We start from the raw sequence: 25,623 nt of genomic DNA, 5'->3' as shown, positions 1-25,623 counted from the left end.
CGCCGCGGTCAACGTGGTTTTGCCGTGGTCAACGTGACCAATGGTACCGATGTTAACGTGTGGTTTATTACGTTCAAACTTTGCCTTAGCCATGGAGCAGCCCTTTATATTAATGAGGGCCTGAACCCAGACCCAAACCTATCTGGCGGGCGATGTATTGGGTCTGGCGCATAAAATCAAGCACCTGTTCGCCTCACACCGCCGCAGAATTCATGTAAATGCGCACTAGTTCGCTGTTACCGCCGGCGCAGAGGGGATTTCAGCGCGCTCGATGACCGCGTCCGCCGGGCGTTCGAACCAGCCTTCGGCCTTATTTTGCTTGACCAAATAGGTCTCGATCGACTTTGCCGCATTCTGGCTGAGGTTCTTAAGCTGTTCTTCAGCAGTCTTGGTGTAGCCAGACCCGACAATAGGCCCCTGATCAAGGGATTCGAACACGGTGATCTGGTGCGGTTCGTCCGTAAGCTTCTTACCGGCGGCGTCGTCCCAAACGGTAAGGTTCAGGATCATGATCGACTTGGGCGCAAGCACAAGCGGAATACCCGGAGGGGCAAGAACATAGCCTTCGACACTGACGCCAAAGTGGTAATTGCGAGCGCCTTCATAGCGGTCAAAACGTTCGGCAATGGCGTCTTTGACAGCCGTCGTCAGCACCTCTTCACTGACTTCGCGGCTGATCGGTAGTTTCTGTACCTTCGGCGCGACAACGATGTTGTGGTATAGGTTAAAGTCACCCAAAGGCACCGCCGGCTTGTCGAGGTCGGATGCCCCGTTACACGCAGAAAGGACCACGATACTGATCAAAGCAGATAAAATTCGAACCATTTCATGCCTCCTCGGCGCATTTATGCCCTTTGCGATACCCTAAGGCTGAATAGGGTGCAACGTTTGCTAAAGTGGCACGCACTGGGAGGCGTGCTACCTTATGTCCGTCTGATTTAGGATCATTGCCATGGATCGCCCCCTGCCCGCCCGCGTGGCCTTGGTTAACCAACCCCTAGGCCTGTTTCGCAGCCTCGCTATGGCGCGACGTAATGTGCTTAGCATTATTCCTGAAATAGCTGTCAAACAGCCGATGGTCTCTGGCAAAATGGGCAAGCGTTGGCACATGGTTATGGACCCGACTGCCATCCGCGAGATGCTGTTGGATCGGGTTGACGACTACCCCAAATCCTTGGTGACAAAAAACCTTTTGCGCCCCGCGATCGGAGACTCCCTTTTCATTGCGGAGGGTGCGCATTGGCGCTGGCAACGCCGCGCGGTGGCACCGGCCTTTTCGCACCGCAATATGCTAAACCTGTCGCCCATCATGACCGCAGCAGCGCAAAGGTCGGCNGACCGGATCGNCGNCGCTGGCCCGCGGGCCATCAATATGCTGGACGAGATGGTCACGNCGACATTCGACGTCATCTCGGATGTCACNTTCTCGGGCGGCGACGGGTTTGACCGCGACGCCGTGCACCGCGCCATTGACGACTATATTGCAGAGGCCGGGAAACTGAGCCTTTTCGATATTCTTGGCTTGCCAGACTGGCTTCCGCGCCCAGGACGGGCGATGTCGGGCCGTGCCCTGAAAGACATGAAACGCATTGCCGACGGCGCGATAGATGCGCGGGCCGAACGGGGGCCCAGCGATACGCCGGACCTNCTGGATCTTCTCCTTGATGGCACCGACCCCAAGACCAAACGTCAGATGAATACGGCCGAGCTACGGGACAATCTGTTAACCTTCATCGTCGCAGGGCATGAGACGACGGCCCTTACCCTGTCTTGGGCGCTCTATCTGATGGGCTTTGATCAGGCCGTGCAGCAGAAAGCCCGCGCCGAGGCGCAAACCGTGNTGCAGGGGCGCGCGGCGACGGGTGCAGACGTCGAAAACCTACCATACATCCGCCAAATTATCGACGAAACCCTGCGCCTGTACCCGCCAGCGGGGGTGATTTCACGCACCGCGCAGAGAAACGACACCTTGTGCGGCAGGGAAGTTCGGCCCGGCGATACTGTCATGGTGCCGATTTATGCGCTTGGCCGCCATCAGCAGCTTTGGGATCAGCCCGATGTTTTCGACCCCGACCGTTTCAAAGATCGCAAAGCGATCGACCGATACGCCTACCTGCCCTTTGGCGATGGCCCGCGTATCTGCATCGGCGCGTCCTTTGCGCAGCAAGAGGCGGTGATCATCCTNGCGACCTTNCTTTCGCGGTTTCGTTTCACACCGGTCGCCGGGAAAAGCCCTGAACCGGTTATGATCCTGACCCTACGCCCCGAAGGCGGAGTATGGTTAACCGCAACNCCTGCNTAGTCGCAAATCCGCCGCAGGTCGNCCCAGGCGTTCGCGTCGACAATAGCTGAGTATTCAGACTGCGNGCGCGCCGCATNTTGCGCNGCNGNGATNCGGTNATCGAANGATGGATGGCTCAGGAAATGGGCCATCAANGGGTTCGCTTCGCCTTGGGTCTGGCGCATGCGCTCGAACATGGCCCCCATCGCTTTCGGAGACACGCCCGCAGTTGCCAGAAGTTTATGTCCGAACGCGTCTGCCTCTGTTTCGGCCTGCTGGGTATAGGTCGCGCTGATCAAACGCTCTGCCAGAAACAACACCACNGCTCCGCCTGCGAAGTCACCGAACAAAAGCCCCAANACGCCNATCGATCCGGCGGANCGCAACGCATGGCGTGTCGGGTCNCGACTGACAACNTGACCAATTTCATGCGCCAGCACAGCGGCGACCTCATCCGGGGACTGGGCTTGTTGGATCAGCCCGTCGAACAGCACGACAATCCCGCCGGGTAGCGCAAAAGCGTTCACCATCGGGTGGTCCAGGACCAGGACAGTCAAATCCTGCACCGGCCCTTCGCCCGTGTTAAGCGCGGTGATCATGCTGGTGAGCGCCGCTTCGCCCGCCGAGNCGTCNCAAATGGCGAGGGGCTGCATGCCGCTTTCGTCCAAGGCCCTGCGNATTTGGCCCAATGTCGCCTCACCCAAGGCGGCCTCTCCTGCTGGTGGGATGAAATTCGCCAANCGGTCCGCCANAAANGGCACCAGCACTGTAATCTGAAGCANAACNGCCGCGACNGCTGCGATTGCCCAAGCGAACAAGNGGCNNCGCCCTCGGGCCNGCGCAGGACGCCGGGCGGCAGGAAGATGTTGTAGCAGCGTCTTATCCGCAACGATAAGCCGCGCCAGCGGATCTGTAACTGAGCGCAGGGTATAGTCTTTCCCACGCGNCTGATCGGGCACCAACCGAATATCGCCAAGCCGCCAGAAGATAATATCTTCGCTATCCANTCCAATCTGCAGATTATCGTTCGCAATATGCAGGCTNACATCTTCGGCAACCGGATGATCACCATCAAAATATGCCGCCCCCATGCCGTTAAACCCGACGCTCATATCGCGGCTCCCAGGTCCAACGCCTCTGCAAACCCTTCGGCTTCGGCAAAGTCATCCCGCCCTGACTGGCTGATGCTTTGCAAACCGTCATACCGCGGAAGCGCACAGGTTTTGGCCATGTGACGCATTAACGGAAAGGTGACGAATGTGTTGTAGCAAACGTTCCACATCAAAAAGACCGAGAGGTAAAAGCCCGCCAACACCACGATCGCCAAAGCCCGCGGGATCGGAAGCGTTTCAATGTCGATCCCCAAATCAAACCCCATAAAGGCGCTTGGTCCAATGACGACAAATGCCCCTAANACTAGCAAAAACACCCCCAGAACGAGGNCGGAATATGCGATAAAGCTGCCGAAAACGTAGATGAACGCGATACGCGGTGCGCTTAGCCTCGACGTTATGGCAATACCATTCGCTGTCTTGTGGTTTGCCATTATTCTTTTCGAAACAAAGCGATAGTGCACTGCACCGTAGACCATGCCTAGCAAGCTCACGGGGAAAAGGAGCAACCACCAAGCGCCTTGCATAGAAAATGCTGCGCCCTGCCCGTCAGCCAGCGTTTCGAGCATCTGCGAGGCGAAGCCCGACGTGTCGAAAGTCTGGGACGCGGCAGATATGTACGCGTAGGCCACGCTACCAAGAAGCAGCAAGGTGAACAAAGCAAACGGAATCGCGGCACGATAGAGCATGCCCCAACGCCCCCCTTGATGCAGCTGTGCCGATCCGAAAAAGGTGCGGTCCGTCATGTATTTTTCAAGGTAGAAGGTCATACGTGGCCAAAGCAGCCCTAGCGAGAAAATGGTGACCAGCCAATGCAGCATAGCGCGCCAGACATACCCCCACGCACCCTTATCAAGGCCAAACCGCACCCCGCGCCATCGCGTCCGTCCCAAGACGTACCGTCGCGCACGATATCGGGCATAGAACCACAGGGGAACAACCCCGAACCCCGCTGCGAAGTACCCTAAGGTCGCGCTCGAAAACACCGAGAAGCTGACGAACATCAGAATCAGATTAATGATTCCGATGTAGAAGGTGAGGATCACAACGGCGATAAAGAATCCCAATAGCTTTTCAATCGGATCGCCGACGTATTCCATCGGATGCCCGCCCGGCCGGATTGCGGACCAATACCATCGCCGCAAACGGGTCTTCATCCAGAACCGGTAAAACCCCAGCGTCATAATCGTGAGAAAACCGGTTTTGAACGCCAACCAAAAGAGCGCGCCGCGCCCCCCGACGAATTGAACCGACATCGCGGGTGCCGAACCACTGGGGTATGAAAGCTCGGCGTCACTCACGTCGCTTGCGATCAACCGAAGCGGTTATCACGCGGGAACCCACGCGGTGCCATGCGCCCCGCTGTCGCGCGTTTACCAGTCCATTCGGTCAGATCAGATTCGGTGCGTGTCCGTCCCGCGGGATCCTGCCAGCTTAGCCCGTTCTCGCGGCTAAACGTGATCGCATCAGACATGCCCCCGTCTTTGTATTTTTGCAGCCGCACACCTTTGCCGCGCCCCATTTCGGGAAGCTCGTCCAAGCCGAACACCAAGACTTTGCGATTTTCGCCCACAACGGCAACGGCATCCGCATCGCCGGTCACCGGCGCGCAAATCATTGCTTTCGCGTCGCCGCGCACGTTCAGCACCTGTTTACCGCTGCGTGTCTGCGCCAGAACATCATCCTCCGGCACGATAAATCCATCCCCGGCCGAGGAAGCCACCAATAGCTTGCGCCCCGCCTTGTGGATCAAAATATCGACAATTTGAACTTCGTTAGGCAGATCCACCATCAACCGCAATGGCTCCCCCATGCCGCGCCCGCCAGGCAAGGTCGATGAAGACACCGTGTAAAAGCGCCCGTTCGACCCGAAAACCAGCAGCCTGTCTGTTGTCTCTGCATGGAAAATAAAGCGGGGGCCGTCCCCATCCTTGAACTTCAACTCTCGGTTCAGATCGATATGTCCCGTCATCGCACGGATCCAGCCCATCTGCGAACAGACAACTGTAATCGGTTCGCGGTCGATCATCGCCTCCAGCGGGACTTCCTCGATCACGCCAGCTTCGGAGAAGCTCGTTCTACGACGACCGATGTTCTTTCCGTCCAGCGACCAGTCCTTGCCGAACTGCTTTTTCGTCTCGCGCAGCTGGTCGATGATCGTATCCCATTGGGTTCCTTCGTTTTCCAGCAGATCCTCGAGGCCCGAGCGCTCCTCCATCAAGGCGGATTGCTCGCGCAGCAATTCGATTTCTTCCAACCGGCGCAACGACCGCAGGCGCATGTTCAAAATCGCGTCGGCTTGAACTTCGGATAGCGCGTTTTCTGTGGAGGGCGCTGGCGGTACATAGCTCGCCTCGTCCATCGCGCGCACGTGATCCTTACCCCAATCCTCGGCCATCAACGCCGATTTCGGGTCCTCGTCATAGCGAATGATATCAATCACGCGATCGAGGTTAAGAAACGCGACGATAAAACCTTCCAAGACCTCTAGGCGGTGGTCGATTTTCTCCATCCGGTGGGTCGAGCGCCGCTGAAGCACCTCGCGCCGGTGATCAAGAAATGCGCGCAGCACTTCCTTCATCGAACATACTTTAGGCGTCACCCCGTCGATCAAGACGTTCATGTTCAACGAGAATCGCACCTCAAGATCAGAGCTGCGATACAGCATCCCCATCAGGACCTCGGGATCAACGTTCTTGGAACGCGGCTCGATGATCAGGCGAATATCGTCGGCCGATTCGTCGCGTACATCGCCCAGAATCGGAATCTTCTTGGTCTGAATAAGCTCTGCAATCTTTTCGATCAGCTTGGATTTCTGTACCTGATAGGGAATTTCAGTGATGACAATTTGCCAAGCACCGCGCCCCAGATCCTCTGTTTCCCACCGACAGCGCAGACGGAAACCGCCCTTGCCCGTACGATAGGCATTCGCAATGTTTTCAGGGGGTTCAACGATAATACCGCCGGTCGGAAAATCGGGACCGGGAACGTATTTAAGCAAGGTATCGTCGCGGGCATCGGGCGTTTTGATCAGGTGGATACAGGCGTCCACCAGTTCCGAGATATTATGCGGCGGGATGTTGGTGGCCATGCCAACAGCGATACCCGACGACCCGTTTGCCAGAAGGTTCGGGAACTGCGCGGGCAGAACCGCAGGCTCGGTCAGTGTGCCGTCGTAATTCTCTCTAAAATCGACAGCATTTTCATTCAGACCTTCCAGCATGGCCTCGGCCACGGCGGTCATGCGCGCTTCGGTATATCGGCTTGCAGCGGGGTTATCCCCGTCGATGTTGCCAAAGTTCCCCTGCCCGTCAACCAACGGATAACGCACGTTAAAATCTTGCGCGAGACGCGCCATCGCATCGTAAATCGCAGCGTCGCCGTGCGGGTGATAGTTCCCCATTACGTCGCCGGAAATTTTCGCAGACTTCCGGAATCCCCCGGTGCTGTTAAGCCTCAGTTCACGCATCGCGAATAGAATTCGACGGTGAACGGGCTTTAACCCGTCGCGCGCATCGGGCAGCGCGCGGTGCATAATAGTAGAAAGCGCATAGGTCAGATACCGATCGCCCAATGCACGGCGCAAAGGCTCTGACGAATTGCGAGAATCTGGATCGGCGGGGGTGGTTACATCTGACATCTTCATTGTTTAGCCAAGGCCGCGAGACGCGGCAAGCGACTGTTTGGCGCGCAGCGCCCCAGCACGGTGTGCGGTGTCTCTGTCATGCAACTTTGCAAACATATTGGAACGATTTGGCAGCACTTTATGTTATACTTGATAATACAGCCTTGGGGAGACCTGCTGCGGGTCTAGGCTGTCTGCTATTTCGAGGAATGTGTGATGAAGCGGTTTATTTTGTTGACCTTCGGGTTTCTTGGTTGGGCATTCTACGAGATGAGCGGCGGGGCCGACTTTCAACCCGCGAGTGCTCAGATGGCTGCGAATGCAGACCAGATGCCAGCACAAGAGAATGAAATCACCGCCGAAACCTCAAACGAACCAGTCGAGACGGCAAAGGTCATCCCGGCGGTCGCGACGGCTCCGGTTGATACGACCCCGCCAGGTTTTGAAAGCACCGCGCAAGCTGATGATGCCGAACGCGTTTCTGTCACCCTCACCACCGCATTGAATACNGCGGACACCGGTGCTGCGACTGACGTATCGTATGTGCCTGTTGCCCAGAANATCGCGGNGAACGGGGCGGACACGCCAGCAATTATTCCCAGNCTGATNGTTCCGAANGACAGCGGTGCCGCGATCGTAGAGGCACGTGCTGAAACGAACCTGAGCAGCGAAGCGGATATTCGTTCTGTATCCGGCAACCGTGTGAATGTCCGTGGTGGCCCCGGCACCGAGTTTCAGGTCGTGANCAAGCTAGGTCGCGGCGATTCGGTCGAGATNATTCAGGATAACGGCGATGGATGGGTAAAGATGCGTCCCGTAGACGGCGGGCCAGAGGGCTGGATGGCCGATTTCCTGTTGTCGAACGGGTAAACTCACNCAACNNNTNCCGAGACAGANTGTTAATGCAACAACGTACAATTTTAATTACCGGCTGCTCCTCCGGGATCGGCTACGCNGCTGCGCATNCNNTGCGCGAACGCGGCTGGANNGTTTTCGCTTCGTGCCGCCAAACNCGCGATTGCGAGAGGCTAGCCGCNGAAGGATTTGATGCGCCCCAGCTCGACTATACGGATGCCAGTAGCATCGCCNCTGCGNTGGATCANGTACTNGAGCAAACCGGTGGCACGCTCGATGCCCTTTATAACAACGGTGCCCATGCGACACCCGGTGCCGTCGAAGANCTNCCCACAGACGCGCTGCGCGNGATATTCGAAAGCAATTTCTTCGGCTGGCACGAGCTTACGCGCAAGATCATCCCTGTGATGCGGGCACAGGGTCACGGGCGCATTATTCAATGTTCGTCCGTCTTGGGTCTTGTCACGATGCCGTGGCGTGGCGCTTACAATTCTACGAAATTCGCGCTGGAAGGCTTAACAGACACGCTGCGCATTGAACTGCGCGACACCCCCATTCACGTGACCCTGATCGAGCCCGGGCCCATTACATCCAACATCCGCGCGAACTCTATCCCGCACTTCGAGCGTTGGATCGATTGGAAAAGCTCTGCCCGAAAGGCGCAATACGAAAGCGCGTTGTTAGACAGGCTATACACTGCGAGAGGGCCCGACAGGTTCGAGCTTCCGCCACAAGCAGTCGTTGACAAGCTTATCCATGCGCTGGAGGCCGACCGCCCACGGCCGCGGTATTATGTCACGACACCGACGCGCATCTCGGGCATTTTAAAGCGTATTTTACCAACACGTGCCCTAGACTGGGTGCTCTCTCGATAAATTCGGGTTGCGCTACTGCATGACCCCGCTACATCTTTCAGCAACACAAAGGATGCTTATGTTCGCTGATCCGTTATATATCCTGACCGTCGTTGCCGTGATTGCGGTGGTTATCGTATTGATTTTTGGGCTTGGGGGCTTCGCTGGTGGCGGAGAATTCAATAAGCGCAATTCAAATAAACTTATGCGCATGCGCATCATCGCACAGTTCATCGCTGTCGTTCTCATCGTCATATATGTGTACCTGCGAAAGGACGCTGGCTGATGGTTGTTCTTAATAAAATCTACACCCGCACCGGCGACAAAGGCGAAACCGCGTTGGGAAACGGGGACCGTGTGGCCAAACACGACCTCCGGGTCGAGGCATATGGCACATCCGACGAATTGAACTGTTTTGTTGGTGTCGCGCGGCTTGAGGCGAAAGGCGAAACCGACGCCGCGCTGTCGCGTATCCAGAACGACCTGTTCGACCTGGGCGCTGACCTGTGCCGCCCCGATATGGAAGCGGATGCAGACGCCGAATACCCGCCTCTGCGCCTCGCGGCGGCGCAGGTCGACAGGCTTGAACGTGAGATCGACGTGATGAACGCTGATCTGTCCCCGCTGAGAAGCTTTATTCTACCCGGCGGCACCGCACTTGCCGCGCATTTGCACGTGTGCCGGACAGTTGCCCGCCGCGCCGAACGGCTTGCGGTGCATTTGGCTGACAGAGATTCTATCAATCTGGCCACCGTCAAATATCTGAACCGGCTAAGCGATTGGTTTTTCGTCGCGGCGAGGGCTTCAAATAACGGCGGTAAGGACGATGTATTATGGGTGCCCGGGGCAAATCGCTAAGGCCGTCAGTCAGAAACGCCGCGTCGAAAGACAATAAATTACTATTTTTGACTGTTTTGCATTCGATTGCTTCGTTACACCGACGAAGAGTTCACATGATCGGGGCCGAACCGGCCCGGATCGTCAACTGAGGAGAGAGAACGCTCATGAAGGTACTGGTACCTGTAAAGCGCGTGATCGACTACAACGTGAAAGTACGCGTCAAAGCGGACGGCACGGGTGTTGATCTTGCCAACGTAAAGATGTCGATGAACCCGTTTGACGAGATTTCCGTCGAACAAGCGATCCGCATGAAAGAGGCCGGCCAGGTCGAAGAAGTTGTGGTCGTCTCTATCGGCGTAAAACAGGCGCAGGAAACACTGCGCACAGCGCTGGCAATGGGCGCCGACCGCGCGATTCTGATCGTGGCGGCCGACGATGTGCACAACGATATCGAGCCTTTGACCGTTGCCAAAATTCTGAAAGGCGTCGTCGAAGAAGAGAAGCCCGACCTTGTTCTTTGCGGTAAGCAGGCGATCGACAACGACATGAACGCCACGGGTCAGATGCTGTCCGCTCTGCTGGGGTGGTCGCAAGCGACTTTCGCCTCCAAAGTCGACATCGATGGCGACAGCGCTGTTGTGACACGTGAAGTCGACGGTGGTTTGCAGACTATTAAGGTTTCCATGCCTACAGTCGTGACTGTGGATCTTCGCCTGAACGAACCACGCTATGCGTCGCTACCCAACATCATGAAGGCAAAGAAAAAGCCTTTGGATGANAAGACACCTGCCGATTATGGCGTCGAGGTTTCCAACCGTTTGGAAATCATCAAGACGGCTGAGCCAGCAGAACGTGCTGCGGGCNTCAAGGTCGAGTCGGTCGATGAACTGGTTGCGAAACTTAAAGAAGCGGGGGCTGTGTAATGGCTGTTCTACTCCTTGCAGAAGTAACTGATGGCGAACTGGCACTTGACGCGACATCCAAAGCCGTTGCTGCGGCCAAGATGCTCGGCGATGTTACTGTTCTCTGCGCTGGTGGTTCCGCCGCTGCGGCGGGCGAAGCGGCTGCGAAAATCAACGGNGTTTCCAAAGTTCNGGTCGCCGAGGATGAGACCCTTGGCCACCGCCTCGCGGAATCCACGGCGGCGTTGATCGTATCGCTCGCCGGTGATTACGATCACATCACCGCGCCAGCGACCACAGACGCCAAAAACGTGATGCCACGTGTTGCTGCGTTGCTTGACGTCATGTTGCTGTCCGATGTGTCCGGTGTTATCGACACCGACACGTTCGAACGTCCCATCTATGCGGGCAACGCGATCCAGACGGTCAAATCCTCGGATCCGAAAAAGGTTATCACCTTCCGCACCACGACGTTTGACGCCGCGGGCGACGGTGGCTCCGCCTCTGTAGAGACGGTATCCGCTGCGGCCGATCCCGGCCTGTCTTCCTGGGTTGAAGACCACGTTGCAGAAAGCGATCGCCCCGAGCTGACATCGGCTGGCGTGGTTGTTTCCGGCGGCCGTGGCGTTGGCTCCGAAGAAGACTTCGCCTTGATCGAAAAGCTGGCTGACAAGCTGGGTGCTGCTGTTGGCGCTTCGCGCGCTGCCGTTGATTCGGGCTATGCTCCGAACGACTGGCAAGTAGGTCAGACCGGTAAGGTTGTCGCGCCCGAGCTTTATGTGGCGGTTGGCATCTCCGGTGCGATCCAGCACTTGGCCGGCATGAAAGACAGCAAGATCATCGTCGCCATCAACAAAGACGAAGAAGCGCCGATCTTCCAGGTCGCGGACTATGGTCTGGTGGCAGATCTGTTCGAAGCCGTTCCCGAGCTGATCGAGAAACTGTAAGCCTTTAAGGTTTTCATGGATAAGGCCCGCAGTCACCTGCGGGCCTTTTTCTATTTCAGGTGTTCAATCGTCTGCGCGACCGCCTTCGCAATCTCTTTATGTGCCCGAACGCCGGGGAGCTGTAACGCCCGCTCCTTCTCTACTGCAGGGAACACCATCCCCGCCGTCCCCTCGGACATGGCCGCGTGTGACGGTGTCACATATACCACCCCGGCCGCCAGACGACTTACCTGGACAACCATAGCTTTGGTCACGAACAGAGGCCCCGCACGAGCCTGCGCGCCCATGTCCCGCGTGGGCTTTTCGGGACTAAGGTGAAGCAGCACGCATGGTCCCGTCATTCGGCCAAGCAGCAGGGTCATCCGAGCGATCCAAGCCTGTTGAAGCTCACGCACCACCATCGCGAACCGAGTGGGCGAGACTTGCTTGAGCGCCTCCAATAGGTGGCGTGTAAAGTGAAATTCTGCAAAATCAACCTCGGGGTAGATGGAGTAAAGCAGTTTCGACGGTGCGATAAATCTGTCGTTTCGACGAGGGTGCACTGAGTAGTAACGATTCGACATGTTGTGTGCGCCCAACACTTGCACCACGGTCACATGCGCCCCGGCGGCAATTTTCATAACTTCGGCATCATGTAGAAACACATCCAGACCCGCATTTTGGCACCCGAAGTTGATGCAAGGCACCCCGCTAGACAGTTCTACCAACGTAGGGAACGGAGTTTCGACGTAGCGGCCAAACGTCTGGGAGCCGCCAACAAAAACCACATAAGGCGAGGAAGTTCTCCGAAGAGGTCCGCGAAACAGTAGTTTCGACGTGCCATAGCGGCACAACGCGTAGTCCAACCGCCGCCTGCCATCTTCCGTAGCGCCCATACCGTTCACCCTGTTCCACCGCTTTACGGACGCAGTATCGCCCTAAGTATTTTCGATTTCCTTAATGTTCGGATTTGAGAAAAGCTGTCGTGAATTCCGACCCTTGCGGCTGCTACCCCGCCCGCTTTATGCTGCGGCGAAACAAAAGGGGACAGCGCATGGATATCCAGACAATCGGCATCGTTGGCGCAGGCCAAATGGGCAACGGCATCGCCCATGTTATGGCTTTGGCGGGCTACGACGTGCTGTTGAACGATGTAAGCGCTGAAGCACTGCAAAAGGCGGTTGATACCATTACCGGCAACCTCGACCGTCAGGTTGGCCGCGGTAAGGTAACCGAAGCAGACCGTGACGCGACGCTCAAAAGAATCGTGACAACCCAAACACTTGCAGAATTGGGCCAAAGTGATCTGGTGATCGAGGCGGCGACCGAACGCGAGACCGTCAAGCAAGCGATTTTTGAAGATCTGATCCCCCACCTCAAACCGACCACAATCCTGACGTCGAACACGTCGTCAATTTCGATTACGCGGCTCGCCAGCCGAACCGATCGCCCTGAAAAGTTTATGGGGTTCCACTTCATGAACCCGGTGCCCGTGATGCAGCTGGTGGAGCTGATCCGCGGGATTGCGACGGATAAGGAAACTTTTGAGGCCTGCCGCGGCGTCGTTGATAAACTGGGCAAAACTGCGGCCTCTGCCGAAGACTTCCCAGCATTTATCGTAAATCGTATCTTGATGCCGATGATCAACGAGGCTGTCTATACACTCTATGAAGGTGTGGGCTCTGTCGAATCTATCGATAGTTCACTCAAGCTGGGGGCCAACCACCCGATGGGGCCGCTGGAGCTTGCAGATTTCATCGGTCTAGACACCTGCCTGGCGATTATGAACGTGTTGCATGACGGGCTGGCCGATACGAAATATCGTCCCTGTCCGCTGCTGACAAAATACGTTGAAGCGGGCTGGCTGGGGCGTAAATCTCAGCGGGGTTTCTATGACTACCGCGGCGATGTGCCTGTTCCCACGCGATAAATTTGCAGCAAACAGCGGGGGCCAGCCCCCGCGCCCCCGGGATTTATCCCATTTGGAAGATAGCGTTAGTCTTTAAGCGCAAGTGTATGCGCCCGTAGCCACGCCATGAAGCCGCGTGGATCGTCCGCATGAGCGGCCATCTGCTCTGGCGAAAGCGGCGCACCTACGATCGGGCCCTGCGGCTTGTCGCAGGCGTGCACAATCTCGTGGAGCAGAAGCCCCTGTCGCAAGATTGGCGAGATTTTATTCGCAATTTGATAGGCTCTGCTATTTTGCCCTGGAAAGCGCATTGGCACCACTTGCGCGCCCGAGCGCCGGATCATTTTCGCGGTGAATACGTTCCACTCCGCCTCTATGGCAGGGCCGAACATGGTATCCGAAGCCGCTACGACCCCAGAGGGGAACAGCGCGACAACACCGCCATCCTTCAGATGCGCCATCGCTTTGGCGCGCATTTCGACACCTTTGCGCTGCGCATCAGGGTCATGGGGAAACGGCACGGGGATCATATAGCTGCCTGCGACCTCGTCGATAGAGGTCAACAAAGAGCGCGTCAGAATCCGATAATCAGGGCGTACCCGTCCGATCAGATCGGCGAAAATCATGCCATCGACCATCCCGTGCGGGTGGTTCGCAACAACGACCACTGGACCCGTTTTCGGAATGCGATTCAGCTGTTCCTGCGGGGTCGTCAGGTCGATCCCCATCGTATCAAGTGCCGCACGCCAGAACCCCTGCCCTGTGGGCGCGCCCTGTTTCTCGAACTGTCGGATCAGGCGCAGAACCTTGAGCTTGCCGGTGAAAAGTTCGATTGCGCTGATGACCCCCGATTTGACAGGATGATCAAACGTGGAGGCATAGGACAGGCTTCGGCGGTCATACTTCGTGAAGGTCACCGGTTCGCCGCTACCATCGTTCAGTAGGGGCGCAGGGCCGGTTGGCACATTCTCCGTCATGTGGTTAACCCTTTACGCATCACAGTGACCACCGGCCGCATTGCAAACACCGCCGTTACTGGCCTTCGCCGAACTTGTCAGCCACCAAGGCTGTTAACGCATCGGCCAATGCGTCCTGATCCGGGCCGGAGGTCTGTACATCAATCGTACACCCTTTGGACGCCGCGAGCATCAGCAGCCCCATAATGCTGTCACCAGAGGCGGACATCCCGTCCTTGCTGACTTCGGCGCGCGCATCAAAAGCCTCGACGACCTCAACCAGCTTGGCGGAGGCGCGGGCATGCAGGCCTTTTTCGTTTACGATTTTCAATGAGACTTGGGTCATACAATAGGGGCCTTGCTATTCCGCACTAACATTCTGGCTATCAATATATTTTCTGCCGGCCGCCAGGGCCGCGCGCACCGCCTCGGGCACTTCAAGATCACGTGACTTTGCCAGCTTGATCAACATGGGAAGGTTTGCGCCGTACAGGATCCGACGGTTTTCAGGACGGCATGCAAGCAAACTGAGGTTCGACGGGGACCCACCGAAAAGGTCCGTTACGACGACAACACCATTGCCCGTATCCACGGCATCGGCTGCCTCGCAGATTTCCCGCTGCTTTTCGGTACGATCATGGTCTGCATGGATCGCAATAGCGCGCACGCCGTTTTGCGACCCAACAACATGTTCGATCGCAGCCAAATATTCTTTGGCCAATCCACCGTGTGCAACAATCACAATACCAATCAACGCGATGTCTCTTCCCGTTTACTACGATCCAGTTCGCGGTGTCTGATGGACACCTGCCAGCCGTCGTTCGAAAGTTTGAACGCCAGATGTTCGGCCAAAGTTACGGAACGGTGTTGCCCCCCTGTGCAGCCAAACGCAAGAGAGATATGCGATTTACCTTCAGTCTTGCAGGCTGGCAGGATCAATTGACACAGAGAGTTTACCTGTGCGGCAAAGCTTTCGAACAGCGGGTCGGCATGCACGTAATCGGCGACCTCTTTTTGTGTGCCGTTCATACCACGCAGCGAGGGTTCCCAATAGGGATTGCGCAAAAACCGGCAGTCAAACACCATATCCGCACTGCGGGGCAAGCCGCGCTTATACGAGAAAGACTGTACGGATACGCTGAGGTGATGCTCCCCATCAAGCGCGAACCAGCGCTCCACTTCCGCACGCAACTGGTGCACATTCAGCTCGGAGGTGTCGATCAGGACATCCGCCAGCGCCAGCACCGGTTCAAGCAGCTCTTTCTCGCGCACGATCCCCTCGACAGGCGTAGCGGTGGCCGCCATGGGATGGCGCCGGCGTGTTTCGGAGAAGCGCCGAAGCAGGACGTTGGTCGCACAATCCAGATATAGCAATTCAATATCTACATTGGGACGAGACCGCATGTCCGACATCAGTTCGATCACGCGATCGGTCGAAAAATCGCGGTTCCGCAAATCGACACCAAGAGCCATCGGACGCAGTTGACCCGGCGCTTCGAGCAAAGCGCGCAGCATCCGCATGGGAATATTGTCGATCGCTTCAAAGCCTGCATCCTCCAACACATTAAGCGTCGAAGATCGCCCTGCCCCCGCGGGGCCGGTCACCAGCACCATGCGCCGGTTGGGTGTTACATCATCAGTCATCTGCTGTGTATTTCATCATCTTTGCCATCAAGTAAACAGAGGCAGCAAAATGAGGCCCGTCGCATCTTTTCAGGCATCGGATTTGGATGCCCATCACGTCTTGGTACGTGATTTCAGGAAGGCGGTTAGGCTCATCTTGGTCAAGGTCTACGATAAGAAAGATCGGTATCGCACTGCGATGTTTCAAGGTCAGCAAGCCGACGCCGCGCGCCTCGATCAACCCTTTGATCGCGGCGGGTGGGTGCGCGATAACCTGGGCATCCTGAACGATCAAATCCGTGCGGTCATCGGCAACCAGCTCGGCGCCCATCGCAATCATCTGCAGCGCCAGCGCGGACTTGCCTTTACCCGAGCCCCCCCTGATCATCACGCCACGCCCATCAATCGCGACGGTGGTGGCGTGNATCGTGCTTTTGGTCATGGCCGGTTCAGGTGGGCAGGCCGACCACAAAGCGCGCGCCAAGGGGATCAGAGGAGATATCGGCNTCCGTGGGCCGGATNTTTTCTGCCCAGATCACNCCGCCATGCGCTTCGACAATCTGCTTNGAGATCGCCAGCCCGAGGCCGGAGTTATTGCCAAAATGCTCTTCCGGGCGCTGCGAATAAAAACGCTTAAAGATCTTCGACAGAGCTTGCTCTGGAATGCCGGGCCCCGTGTCTTCGACGACCACAAGAACGCGATTTTCACGTTTGCGTGCCCAGACCCGAATGGCATCGCCGTCTTCGCAGAACGAGACGGCATTGCTGATCAGATTCACAAAAACCTGTGCCAAACGTGCTTCCAACCCGTGCACGATGATCGGCTGTTCGGGCAGATCGGTGATAAAATCGATGCCACGTTTGCGCGCATCTTCGCCAAGATACTGACCCAGATTGCTGATCATCATCAGCAGATCAAACGGCTCTTCCTCTTCCTTGACCAATTCGCTGTCCAGACGGGACGCATTCGAAATATCACTNACCANACGATCCAACCGGCGAACGTCATGGTCGATGACATCNAGCAGTTTTTCGCGCTGGTCCTCACGCTTGATCAGGCGCAGCGTGCCTACCGCAGAACGGAGCGAAGCAAGCGGGTTCTTGATCTCATGCGCGACATCGGCGGCAAACTGTTCGTTTCCGTCAATGCGGTTGTATAATGCGGAAACCATCCCGCGCAGTGCGCCCGACAAGCGCCCTATTTCATCAGGACGCGCCGTCAAATCAGGGATNCGAATGCGGCCCGGGTTCATCTTNCGCGCATCTTTNTCACGCCCAAGCTCTGCCGCGGCAGCAAGATCGGACAACGGATTTGCGATGGTCGAGGCCAGCACGAGGCTCAACCCGATCGAAACCAGCGTCGCGATCACGAACATCTGGAGCACCCTCTCCCGTTCGCCGCGAACCAGTTTGTCAATTTCACCCGCAGCCGAGGTGACGGCGACAACCCCGACTGGCAATCCGTTCTGCACAATCGGCGTCGCAACAGAGAAAAGCGTGCCTCCAGTGCCGACAAGATCGTTCCGCACCTTGGTCCCGCCNACCAATGCNCCCGANACCAACGGCTGCAACTGTTCCGCCAACGGAGCAGGATCTGCCGTGGCGTCGGTTTCGAAGGGTCGGGAGAGCAGCCCCCAAAGCCAGCTCAACCCATCGGAAATCAGCGCCGTGTCATCTTCGGCACCGACGTTATTTCGCGCGGCAGCACCCGCGTTCTGCGCAACAAGGCTTTCGGTGGAATCGAATACAAACACCTCGATCCCGCTGCGCAAATCAAGCCGGCCAAGGCTTGCATCTACATCCATCGCGTCGCTCAGGCTGTCAGGCGCATCCGCCGTTGCCAACTGCGCCTCAAAAACGTCAGCGATCAGTTCAGCTTCCGAAACCAGTGACGCACCACGCTGCACGGCCAGACTATCGCGAGAAGAGTTAAGATAAAGAATACCGGCGGCCAAAACATTCAACGCAATCAAGTTAAATGTGATGATCTTNCGCGTCAGCGGCGACGCACGCAGAGAGAANAGCCCCCGCCGCGCGCGTTTGCTGCGCANTTCATCTGTCGCGGTTTTGTCCGGAGCGACCCAATCGTCGCCCAATACAACATCACCGTCCCGATAAGGTGTGGTCATGTCTCGCACAAAATTCCTTTCGACAATGGCCATGGCTCAGGTCACTCTTCGTTGTATCTGTAGCCGATGCCATAGAGTGTTTCGATCGCGGAAAACTCGTCATCCGCAGTCCGCATTTTTTTGCGCAACCGTTTGATATGACTATCGATTGTACGGTCGTCGACGTAAACTTGATCATCATATGCCACGTCCATCAACTGGTCACGTGACTTCACAAAGCCGGGNCGCTGTGCAAGCGCTTGCAGCANCAGGAATTCTGTCACCGTCAGGGATACGTCCTTACCNTTCCAGCTTACNGCNTGGCGCAANGGATCCATGCGCAAATCACCACGTTCGATCACTTTGGTTTCTTCGGTGTCGCCGACCTCGTTGGTTTCCACGGCATCCTGACGGCGCAACAGCGCACGGATACGTTCAACCAAAAGCCGCTGACTAAAGGGTTTTTTCACGTAGTCGTCAGCCCCCATCCGCAGGCCGAGCACCTCATCAATCTCGTCATCTTTGGATGTCAGAAAGATCACGGGCATCGCGGTTTTCTGGCGAAGCCTTTGCAGCAAATCCATGCCATCCATGCGAGGCATCTTGATGTCCAACACCGCCATGTCGGGCAGCTTTTTGTTGAACGCATCCAACGCGGCTTGCCCGTCATTATATGTCTCGACTTCGAAACCTTCGGCTTCCAACGTCATTGAAACCGACGTCAGGATATTCCTGTCGTCATCCACCAATGCAATTTTAGACATTGCCTGTTCCTTTTATATGCTGCTCAACTGCCATAATATTTTTTCTTTCATTGATCATCAATTTACGCGGCCGAATCAATCGGAAACTGCGAATCGCTCCTCATCTTGGCCATAATCACGCCACAATTTGCTAATGAATGGCTAAATTGCCGCACATATAGGGTGCAGACGCCACGTTACCCCATAGGACTTTACGTTCAATTAAGGACAGTTTCCGCAAACAGTTACATGGTGGCGCTAACTGCGACTAACCTACCTGTTCATACTGTAAATCAACGTGCTAAGAGGCGGACACGACCCCTTGGGTCGAGCCATTTGTGCAAGAATTGGCACCTTTTCTCGGTGCAGCTACAGGAGACATCACATGACGTTAGGCCGCGTAAATCCGCAATTCCGCCTCGAAGACCAAGGCATAAGCGGGCTTGGTGATGTCTATTACAACATGATCGAACCCGCGCTGGTCGAAGCCGCGCTGAAACGGGAAGAAGGCACGTTAGGCAAGGGCGGCGCGTTTCTTGTGACGACGGGCAAATTCACCGGACGCTCCCCCAAGGATAAACATGTCGTAAAAACCGACAGCGTTGCGGATAAAATCTGGTGGGAAAACAACGCCGAGATGTCGCCTGAAGGCTTTGATGCGCTTCACAAGGACATGTTGGCGCATATGCAGGGGCGTGACTACTTCGTCCAGGATCTGGTCGGTGGGGCCGATCCGAAACACGCGATCAACGTGCGTATGGTGACCGAGCTGGCTTGGCACGGTCTGTTCATTCGCCACATGCTGCGCCGCCCCGAGCGCGACGCGCTGGATGATTTCATCGCGGACTTCACCGTAATCAACTGCCCGAGCTTTTCGGCTGATCCGGCCAAACACGACTGCCGCTCGGAAACCGTCATTGCGATGAACTTCGACAAGAAGATGATCTTGATCGGCGGCACAGAATACGCAGGTGAGAATAAGAAATCTGTATTCACCCTGTTGAACTATCTGTTGCCGGAAAAAGGGATCATGCCGATGCACTGCTCGGCCAACCATGCTACCGGCAATCCCGTCGATACCGCTGTATTCTTCGGTCTGTCAGGCACAGGAAAGACCACGCTATCCGCCGATCCGGGCCGCACATTGATTGGTGACGATGAACACGGCTGGTCGGATAACGGGACATTCAATTTCGAAGGTGGCTGCTACGCCAAGACGATCAACCTCAGCCGAGAGGCAGAACCCGAGATTTACGCGACTACCGAAAAATTCGGCACCGTGATCGAGAACATGATCTTTGATGAAGACACCAAAGAACTTGATTTCGACGATGATAGCCTCACCGCCAACATGCGTTGCGCTTACCCGCTTCACTACATTTCTAACGCCTCGGCGAAAGCGACGGGTGGGCACCCCAAGAATATCATCATGCTAACCTGTGATGCGTTCGGCGTTCTTCCCCCTATCGCACGCTTGACCCCGGCGCAGGCCATGTACCACTTCCTGTCTGGCTTCACCTCCAAGGTTGCCGGTACCGAACGTGGCGTGACTGAACCCGAGCCTACATTCTCGACCTGCTTTGGTGCGCCCTTCATGCCGCGTCGCCCCGAAGTCTACGGGAACCTTCTCCGCGAGAAGATCGCGGCGCATGGCGCAACCTGCTGGCTGGTAAACACCGGCTGGACTGGGGGCGCTTATGGCACAGGCAGCCGCATGCCGATCAAAGCAACGCGCGCGTTGCTGACCGCGGCCCTGGAAGGGTCGCTCGCCGGGGTAGAGTACCGCAAAGATCCAAACTTTGGCTTTGACGTTCCCGTGGCGGTTACGGGTGTTGCTGACATCCTGCTGGATCCACGCCGGACATGGGACAACCCTGAATCCTACGATCGTCAGGCTGACAAGCTGGTCAAGATGTTTGCAGAAAACTTCGAACAATACCTCCCTTATATTGATGACGACGTAAAAGCCGCCGCCATCGGCTAAAGCTTACCAGAGCCGCGCCAATGCGCGGCTCTTTTTCCATGCGCAGACTATGCTGCTTTCGAAGCTCGGTCCGAGAGCGGCATATCCAGAATAAAGCGCAAATCATCGCGGCCCATATAGGCCATGAACCCTTCGACCGGCGCATCCATTCCGTTGATGAACCACCGCAACGTGCCTGGCTCTGTGTGCATATAGCCATGCCGCGCTGGAAAGCCCTTATACACAACCGAGTTGGTCATAAACGCGATGACATGGTCAGGGTCCCAATGCTGCATCGCCTGCCAGAATGCATAGCGCCCCAGCACAGAAGATAGACCTGCGTTTCTGAACTCTCGCGGCGTTGCGCCCACCCAGAATTCCCCATGATAGCACACGTCGCCAGCGATGCGCTGCGCACCCGGCCCCGCGCGATACCGTGATCGGAGAAAATCGATGTCAACGCCGGGCGGCGGAAACTCGACAAATGACCGACGAAGATATTCGGCTAGCTTGGCTCCTTTCAAATCCAGCATACGCATTGCCTGCGTATGCATAACATCGCCTTTGGCATTTCGGCCGACAATCCAAAAGGCATTGGTTTCGTTCAGGTCGTGCGTTTCAGGGTCGAACGGCAGCCCTATCAAGTGATCCGGACGCGCGTCCTGCAATATCGTCTTATACTCAGCAAAATCATAACCGACCGTTAACGTGATCCCGGCCTCCTGCAAAAGTGCGGAACTGCTGGCGATAAACCGTTCGCCGTCTTGAAAACTCAACAACGTCATACTGAACTCTCCTTTGATGCAAGCTGATCAAAGGGTAGCTTATTTATCGGGAATTTTCTTCGATTTTTCGGTAACCGGCTAGAAGCCGACGATTGCATCCTCGGGCATGCCAACCATCGCGTCTTGATCCAACCCAGAGATGGTGACGTGACGTGATCTATCTACCGCGGATATCAAAGCAAAGCTTCCGTCAGGAAAACGGCTCGCCATCAAAAGTCGTTTATAGGCCAATGGGATAAGCTCGCCGCCTGCCGTGTTCCTCGGCATTTGTGTCACAACCTCGTCAAGGCGGACCCCGCCATTCGCCTGAACCTCCCGAAAGGGGAAATCCAGCATCGCCTCAAACTCGGGACCGCCCGGAAAATTGCCGAGAGGGCGGCCAATACTGCTGCGCGCATTTTCCCAACCCCACCAACTTGTGTAGAATGATTCTTGTCCGACTTCGATACAGATCCAACCACTGGGTGAGTCGCGATACACTAGGACATAGGGGCGAATTTGTTGAAAATTCTCATGTTCCAACCGGCCCTCGCTCTGCACCCAGGCCGAGAATGCCTCCTTGATCATTTCAGATTCACCGTCCCAAATCTGGGTAAGTGGCCGTTGCTGTTGATAAAAATTCCATCCGTTGGGTGTTTCGTGGGACAACCGTAAAAGCCCACCCGTGCTCCGCGTGTTGCCCTTGATCCAGACCTTGCCCCGCGCAAGAAACTCACGCGCTTCTGGCAATGCTTCTTCACCACGCTGTGTTAATTTGTACCGGCGCTCATCAACCTCAAACATAGGAGCCCCCAAGAACTCCTCAATTTGGGCGATATGACGCCGAACCGTCTGCCGCGTACTTCCCAACAAGCGCACAGCTTGACTAAGGTTCAACGTATCCGCGAGGACGGTAAAAGATCTAACCATTTCATATAGTAACGGCGGAATTCGGTCCGCGTCAAAATCAACTGGCTTTGGGCTGTCGACAGTGTTCATTCGTCACCAATGGTAAATTAATAATACATTAAGGCATTATTCATAATACACCCTTGGCCACTTTGTAACCACAAATTGAATAAATCTATCCAATTGAACGGAAAGAGTGATTTGGGGATGACTAATTCAACAACAACCGGAGGTAATTAATATGTCGCATCCAGTGGACATCCACGTCGGCAAAAAACTTAAACAGATCCGTACGCTGCGTCGGCTTTCCCAAACTGATGTGGCCAGGCGGTTAAACCTGTCGTTCCAGCAAATCCAGAAATACGAAATCGGGTCAAACCGGGTCGCGGCAAGCCGCCTGTTTGAACTGTCCCAGATTTTAGACGTAACGCCCGCATATTTCTTTGAAGGTCTGCATGACAACACGAATGATGCGCCCAAAGCCGACCCGAGCATCGAGATTGTCAACGCCTTGGCCGCAATAAACGATGACGCGCTCAAGACGCGTATTGTGACGTTTATCGAAGATGTGTCTGGGCTAACGGTCGCGCGTCAGGGCTAAGCCTTAACCAAACACGCCTCGGCGCACCAAGTTTGCGCCTGCAATCAATAGGATGACCAGCGTCGCTTTCTTAAAGGACGCTTGGTCAATCTTATCCATGACTTTGCTGCCAAGCCACATACCGGTGAGCGACGGCAAGATCATGACGGCGGAAAAGGGGACGGTTTCAGCGCGCAGCACGCCAGATCCTAAGTGTGAAAACAACAATAGCACCGCGCCGAGTCCGTAGATGACACCCTGAACCCGCATTTGGTCGTGCTTGGGCGTGCCCAATGCGGTCAGGTAGGCGACGGTAGGCGGCCCCCAAACGGCCGATACGCCACCGACCGCCCCAGCGAAGGCACCTATAAATGCTTCTAGTTTTGTAGATCGGTGCGACAGGGTGAAGCTACGCCCCGTCACCTGCCACAGCGCGAACAATGTGATCGGAACACCAATCACCAGCAGCATCGTATCGGCGGCGAGAAAACGCACGGTCTGCGCTGACAAGCTAAGCGCTATGCCGCCCGCAATCAGGAAAACCTTAAACATTTTGATGGAGTCCCAAGCCGCGGCCACCCCCTGCCGTAGTGCCTGAAACATATTGGTAATTACGGTCGGGAAGATCAGCCCGGCAAGGGCAAGCTCAGGTGACAAGAACATCGTCAGCCCTGAAATCAGCACCAGCGGCATCGCGAACCCTACGACACCCTTAATGAATCCCGCCACAAGGCCAATTCCAAAGGCGAACGCCCATTCTGACGGCGTCAACAAACTGAAAAACATGTCCATACCGCACGTCATACCAAGATTGCGGCGGAGCGCACGCGAAATCCTCAGCGTAATTTTAAACCAAATTGACGCAGCGAAACGTATCTTTATTGTGCTGCACCTGCGAAAAGGNTATGCCGTGCTTAACCAAACAAGGGAGCTTACAGATGGCACATGATGGACAAGACGTGATTTCTGGCGCGAACATCGTGATCGANGACCTGCTCGCAACCACCAGATCAACGCTGGCCCCGGTAGACCGCCTTTTAGAAGCCGCTAANTCNGCGGTTCGTGCGACCGTTTCTCAAGACGGGAAAGTGTCGAATACACTGGTCGAAGAAAACCAAACCNCCGCGCATGGTCTTGCGTGGCTTGCAACCTACGCCCAATCGCTTCACCAGATGCAGCTATGGGCAGAGAAGCTCGACGCAGATGGCACGTTTTCCGAAACAGAACAGTTGATCCATCAAATCGCATTCGGCGAATACCTGTGCCAGATTTCCGGCGGCATTCAGATGAACCAAGGGGAAATTCTGCGCTTGCACGATCTTGGCGTCNCTACCNNNGATCANAACGCGTTTTCCAATGCCGNCATCACGACACTGCAGCAACGAGGCAATTCGCAGGCNGCACGCACGCGNCTTGTCGAACTCATGCAAGAGCAAAGCGCCAACATCACCGTCGGGCGGNCNGGCCTTGACGAAGAGCTGGAGATGATCCGCGAACAGTTCCGTCGTTACGCTGTTGAAAAAGTGGAACCATTTGCCCACGAATGGCACCTGAAGGACGAGCTGATCCCGATTGANGTCATCAATGAATTGGCAGAAATGGGCGTTTTCGGCCTGACGATCCCCGAAGAATTCGGTGGCTTTGGGCTGTCCAAAGCCTCTATGTGCGTCGTCTCGGAAGAGCTGTCGCGCGGCTATATCGGCGTGGGCTCGCTCGGCACGCGGTCTGAAATCGCGGCCGAACTGATCATCGCCGGCGGGACGGACGCCCAAAAAGAAAAATGGCTCCCGCGGATCGCCAGCGCCGAGACCTTGCCCACAGCCGTCTTCACGGAACCGAACACCGGCTCTGACCTTGGTTCTTTGCGCACGCGCGCGGTGAAAGATGGCNACGATTATAAGATAACNGGCAATAAAACCTGGATCACGCACGCNGCCCGGACCCATGTGATGACACTGCTGGCGCGCACGGATCCGCAGACGTCGAACTACAAGGGCCTGTCGATGTTCTTGGCCGAGAAAACGCCGGGNNACGACGCGAATCCTTTCCCTTCCGAAGGCATGACCGGCGGCGAGATCGAAGTGCTCGGCTATCGCGGCATGAAGGAATACGAGCTCGGTTTCGACGGCTTCCACGTCAAAGGTGAAAACCTGTTGGGCGGCGAAGAGGGCAAAGGTTTCAAACAGTTGATGGAAACCTTTGAAAGCGCGCGCATCCAGACAGCCGCGCGTGCCATCGGGGTCGCGCAATCCGCGCTCGACATCTCGATGCAATACGCGATTGATCGCAAGCAGTTCGGCAAGTCTCTCATCAACTTCCCTCGCGTGTCGTCCAAACTGGCGATGATGGCGGTCGAAATCATGATCGCCCGCCAGCTCACCTATTTCTCGGCGTTTGAAAAAGACGAAGGNCGGCGCTGTGATGTCGAAGCGGGCATGGCCAAACTGCTCGGCGCACGGGTCGCTTGGGCCGCNGCTGACAATGGCTTGCAGATCCATGGCGGCAACGGTTTTGCNCTCGAATACAAAATCAGCCGTGTCCTATGTGACGCACGTATCCTCAACATTTTCGAAGGCGCGGCAGAGATTCAGGCGCAGGTCATCTCGCGCCGTTTGCTCGGATGAAGTTCGGGCAGCCTGACGCGTGAAATCGTCGGGCTGCCTATCCGGACCC

Annotated in this window: 26 protein-coding genes and 1 pseudogene; 11 read left to right on the top strand and 16 right to left on the bottom strand. The window is 56.1% G+C overall.

Annotated elements, in window-relative coordinates:
* Together CBB63_RS11060 and CBB63_RS11055 are read right to left on the bottom strand one after the other, a co-directional pair.
* A partial coding sequence (locus tag CBB63_RS11060; RefSeq protein ID WP_018590913.1) for a GTP-binding protein occupies positions 1-93 on the bottom strand: 93 nt, incomplete at its 3' end.
* A gap of 132 nt (positions 94-225) precedes the next feature.
* Positions 226-825, bottom strand: coding sequence for a hypothetical protein (locus CBB63_RS11055; RefSeq protein WP_235208576.1), 600 nt, complete (start codon positions 823-825; stop codon positions 226-228).
* 127 nt (positions 826-952) lie between these two features.
* Here CBB63_RS11055 and CBB63_RS11050 point away from each other — a divergent pair, with 127 nt between their 5' ends.
* Positions 953-2,302, top strand: a complete 1,350-nt coding sequence (locus CBB63_RS11050; RefSeq protein ID WP_286699177.1) for a cytochrome P450 — start codon at positions 953-955, stop codon at positions 2,300-2,302.
* An 89-nt stretch (positions 2,303-2,391) separates the two neighbouring features.
* Here CBB63_RS11050 and CBB63_RS11045 read toward each other — a convergent pair.
* From CBB63_RS11045 to CBB63_RS11035, 3 genes and pseudogenes are all read right to left on the bottom strand, one after another.
* Positions 2,392-2,880 (bottom strand): annotated as a pseudogene (locus tag CBB63_RS11045) (M48 family metallopeptidase); the annotation flags it as partial.
* A 509-nt stretch (positions 2,881-3,389) separates the two neighbouring features.
* Complete coding sequence (locus CBB63_RS11040; protein WP_286699176.1) at positions 3,390-4,649, bottom strand: DUF898 family protein; 1,260 nt, start codon at positions 4,647-4,649, stop codon at positions 3,390-3,392.
* A 56-nt stretch (positions 4,650-4,705) separates the two neighbouring features.
* The gene (locus CBB63_RS11035) at positions 4,706-7,033 is read right to left on the bottom strand and encodes a DNA topoisomerase IV subunit A (RefSeq protein WP_286699175.1); all 2,328 of its coding nucleotides are present in this window, start codon (positions 7,031-7,033) and stop codon (positions 4,706-4,708) included.
* 201 nt (positions 7,034-7,234) lie between these two features.
* Between CBB63_RS11035 and CBB63_RS11030 the strand changes: the two genes are divergently transcribed.
* The 6 genes from CBB63_RS11030 (at position 7,235) to CBB63_RS11005 (ending at position 11,416) form a co-directional block, all read left to right on the top strand.
* Positions 7,235-7,888, top strand: coding sequence for an SH3 domain-containing protein (locus CBB63_RS11030; protein ID WP_286699174.1), 654 nt, complete (start codon positions 7,235-7,237; stop codon positions 7,886-7,888).
* A gap of 32 nt (positions 7,889-7,920) precedes the next feature.
* Positions 7,921-8,748, top strand: a complete 828-nt coding sequence (locus CBB63_RS11025) for an SDR family oxidoreductase (protein ID WP_286699173.1) — start codon at positions 7,921-7,923, stop codon at positions 8,746-8,748.
* A 58-nt stretch (positions 8,749-8,806) separates the two neighbouring features.
* The gene (locus CBB63_RS11020) at positions 8,807-9,013 is read left to right on the top strand and encodes a twin transmembrane helix small protein (protein ID WP_037953908.1); all 207 of its coding nucleotides are present in this window, start codon (positions 8,807-8,809) and stop codon (positions 9,011-9,013) included.
* Positions 9,013-9,585: a cob(I)yrinic acid a,c-diamide adenosyltransferase gene (locus CBB63_RS11015; protein WP_286699172.1), complete on the top strand. Its 573-nt coding sequence runs from the start codon at positions 9,013-9,015 to the stop codon at positions 9,583-9,585. The genes CBB63_RS11020 and CBB63_RS11015 overlap by 1 nt, the downstream gene beginning before the upstream one ends.
* A gap of 146 nt (positions 9,586-9,731) precedes the next feature.
* Complete coding sequence (locus CBB63_RS11010; protein ID WP_286699171.1) at positions 9,732-10,490, top strand: electron transfer flavoprotein subunit beta/FixA family protein; 759 nt, start codon at positions 9,732-9,734, stop codon at positions 10,488-10,490.
* Positions 10,490-11,416: an electron transfer flavoprotein subunit alpha/FixB family protein gene (locus CBB63_RS11005; protein ID WP_286699170.1), complete on the top strand. Its 927-nt coding sequence runs from the start codon at positions 10,490-10,492 to the stop codon at positions 11,414-11,416. Before CBB63_RS11010 ends, CBB63_RS11005 begins: the two co-directional genes overlap by 1 nt.
* Positions 11,417-11,466: 50 nt before the next feature.
* On the opposite strand, the gene CBB63_RS11000 is transcribed toward CBB63_RS11005, so the two are convergent.
* Positions 11,467-12,291 carry a DUF6473 family protein gene (locus CBB63_RS11000; RefSeq protein WP_286699169.1) on the bottom strand — a complete coding sequence of 275 codons (825 nt, stop codon included), beginning with the start codon at positions 12,289-12,291 and terminating at the stop codon, positions 11,467-11,469.
* A 158-nt stretch (positions 12,292-12,449) separates the two neighbouring features.
* Here CBB63_RS11000 and CBB63_RS10995 point away from each other — a divergent pair, with 158 nt between their 5' ends.
* Complete coding sequence (locus CBB63_RS10995) at positions 12,450-13,325, top strand: 3-hydroxybutyryl-CoA dehydrogenase (protein WP_005849905.1); 876 nt, start codon at positions 12,450-12,452, stop codon at positions 13,323-13,325.
* A gap of 65 nt (positions 13,326-13,390) precedes the next feature.
* Here the strand turns inward: CBB63_RS10995 and CBB63_RS10990 are convergent, their stop codons facing one another.
* The 7 genes from CBB63_RS10990 to CBB63_RS10960 all read right to left on the bottom strand — a co-directional run bounded on the left by CBB63_RS10990 (position 13,391) and on the right by CBB63_RS10960 (position 18,755).
* Entirely contained in the window at positions 13,391-14,281 is an 891-nt protein-coding gene (locus CBB63_RS10990; protein WP_286699168.1) for a lysophospholipid acyltransferase family protein, read from the bottom strand.
* Between the two features lie 55 nt (positions 14,282-14,336).
* Positions 14,337-14,606, bottom strand: a complete 270-nt coding sequence (locus CBB63_RS10985; protein WP_005849908.1) for an HPr family phosphocarrier protein — start codon at positions 14,604-14,606, stop codon at positions 14,337-14,339.
* A 15-nt stretch (positions 14,607-14,621) separates the two neighbouring features.
* Positions 14,622-15,014, bottom strand: coding sequence for a PTS sugar transporter subunit IIA (locus CBB63_RS10980; protein WP_005849910.1), 393 nt, complete (start codon positions 15,012-15,014; stop codon positions 14,622-14,624).
* Entirely contained in the window at positions 15,011-15,904 is an 894-nt protein-coding gene (gene rapZ / locus CBB63_RS10975) for an RNase adapter RapZ (protein WP_286699167.1), read from the bottom strand. Before rapZ ends, CBB63_RS10980 begins: the two co-directional genes overlap by 4 nt.
* Positions 15,897-16,325 carry an HPr kinase/phosphorylase gene (locus CBB63_RS10970; protein WP_286699166.1) on the bottom strand — a complete coding sequence of 143 codons (429 nt, stop codon included), beginning with the start codon at positions 16,323-16,325 and terminating at the stop codon, positions 15,897-15,899. The genes rapZ and CBB63_RS10970 overlap by 8 nt, the downstream gene beginning before the upstream one ends.
* A 7-nt stretch (positions 16,326-16,332) precedes the next feature.
* On the bottom strand, positions 16,333-18,045 hold the full coding sequence (locus CBB63_RS10965; RefSeq protein WP_502695904.1) for a sensor N-terminal transmembrane domain-containing protein: 1,713 nt from the start codon (positions 18,043-18,045) through the stop codon (positions 16,333-16,335).
* Between the two features lie 8 nt (positions 18,046-18,053).
* Positions 18,054-18,755, bottom strand: a complete 702-nt coding sequence (locus tag CBB63_RS10960; RefSeq protein ID WP_286699164.1) for a response regulator transcription factor — start codon at positions 18,753-18,755, stop codon at positions 18,054-18,056.
* Between the two features lie 364 nt (positions 18,756-19,119).
* On the opposite strand from CBB63_RS10960, the gene CBB63_RS10955 reads away from it, so the two are divergent.
* On the top strand, positions 19,120-20,718 hold the full coding sequence (locus CBB63_RS10955) for a phosphoenolpyruvate carboxykinase (protein ID WP_005849919.1): 1,599 nt from the start codon (positions 19,120-19,122) through the stop codon (positions 20,716-20,718).
* A 47-nt stretch (positions 20,719-20,765) separates the two neighbouring features.
* Here CBB63_RS10955 and CBB63_RS10950 read toward each other — a convergent pair whose 3' ends face one another.
* Positions 20,766-21,482 (bottom strand): hypothetical protein, encoded by a 717-nt coding sequence (locus tag CBB63_RS10950; protein WP_286699163.1) that lies wholly within the window; start codon positions 21,480-21,482, stop codon positions 20,766-20,768.
* Between the two features lie 78 nt (positions 21,483-21,560).
* Positions 21,561-22,460 (bottom strand): helix-turn-helix domain-containing protein, encoded by a 900-nt coding sequence (locus CBB63_RS10945; RefSeq protein ID WP_005849923.1) that lies wholly within the window; start codon positions 22,458-22,460, stop codon positions 21,561-21,563.
* Between the two features lie 151 nt (positions 22,461-22,611).
* Here CBB63_RS10945 and CBB63_RS10940 point away from each other — a divergent pair, with 151 nt between their 5' ends.
* Positions 22,612-22,971 carry a helix-turn-helix domain-containing protein gene (locus CBB63_RS10940; protein ID WP_286699162.1) on the top strand — a complete coding sequence of 120 codons (360 nt, stop codon included), beginning with the start codon at positions 22,612-22,614 and terminating at the stop codon, positions 22,969-22,971.
* Between the two features lie 3 nt (positions 22,972-22,974).
* On the opposite strand, the gene CBB63_RS10935 is transcribed toward CBB63_RS10940, so the two are convergent.
* Positions 22,975-23,742 carry a sulfite exporter TauE/SafE family protein gene (locus CBB63_RS10935; protein WP_009825329.1) on the bottom strand — a complete coding sequence of 256 codons (768 nt, stop codon included), beginning with the start codon at positions 23,740-23,742 and terminating at the stop codon, positions 22,975-22,977.
* A gap of 146 nt (positions 23,743-23,888) precedes the next feature.
* On the opposite strand from CBB63_RS10935, the gene CBB63_RS10930 reads away from it, so the two are divergent.
* On the top strand, positions 23,889-25,574 hold the full coding sequence (locus tag CBB63_RS10930; RefSeq protein ID WP_286699179.1) for an acyl-CoA dehydrogenase family protein: 1,686 nt from the start codon (positions 23,889-23,891) through the stop codon (positions 25,572-25,574).
* Positions 25,575-25,623 lie beyond the last annotated feature (49 nt).

The sequence above is a fragment of the Sulfitobacter sp. TMED3 genome (genome assembly GCF_002167505.1).
Lineage (GTDB): Bacteria > Pseudomonadota > Alphaproteobacteria > Rhodobacterales > Rhodobacteraceae > Sulfitobacter > Sulfitobacter pontiacus.
The sequence above is the reverse complement of the archived record's forward strand: the minus strand, read 5'-3'. Positions and strand labels throughout refer to the sequence as shown.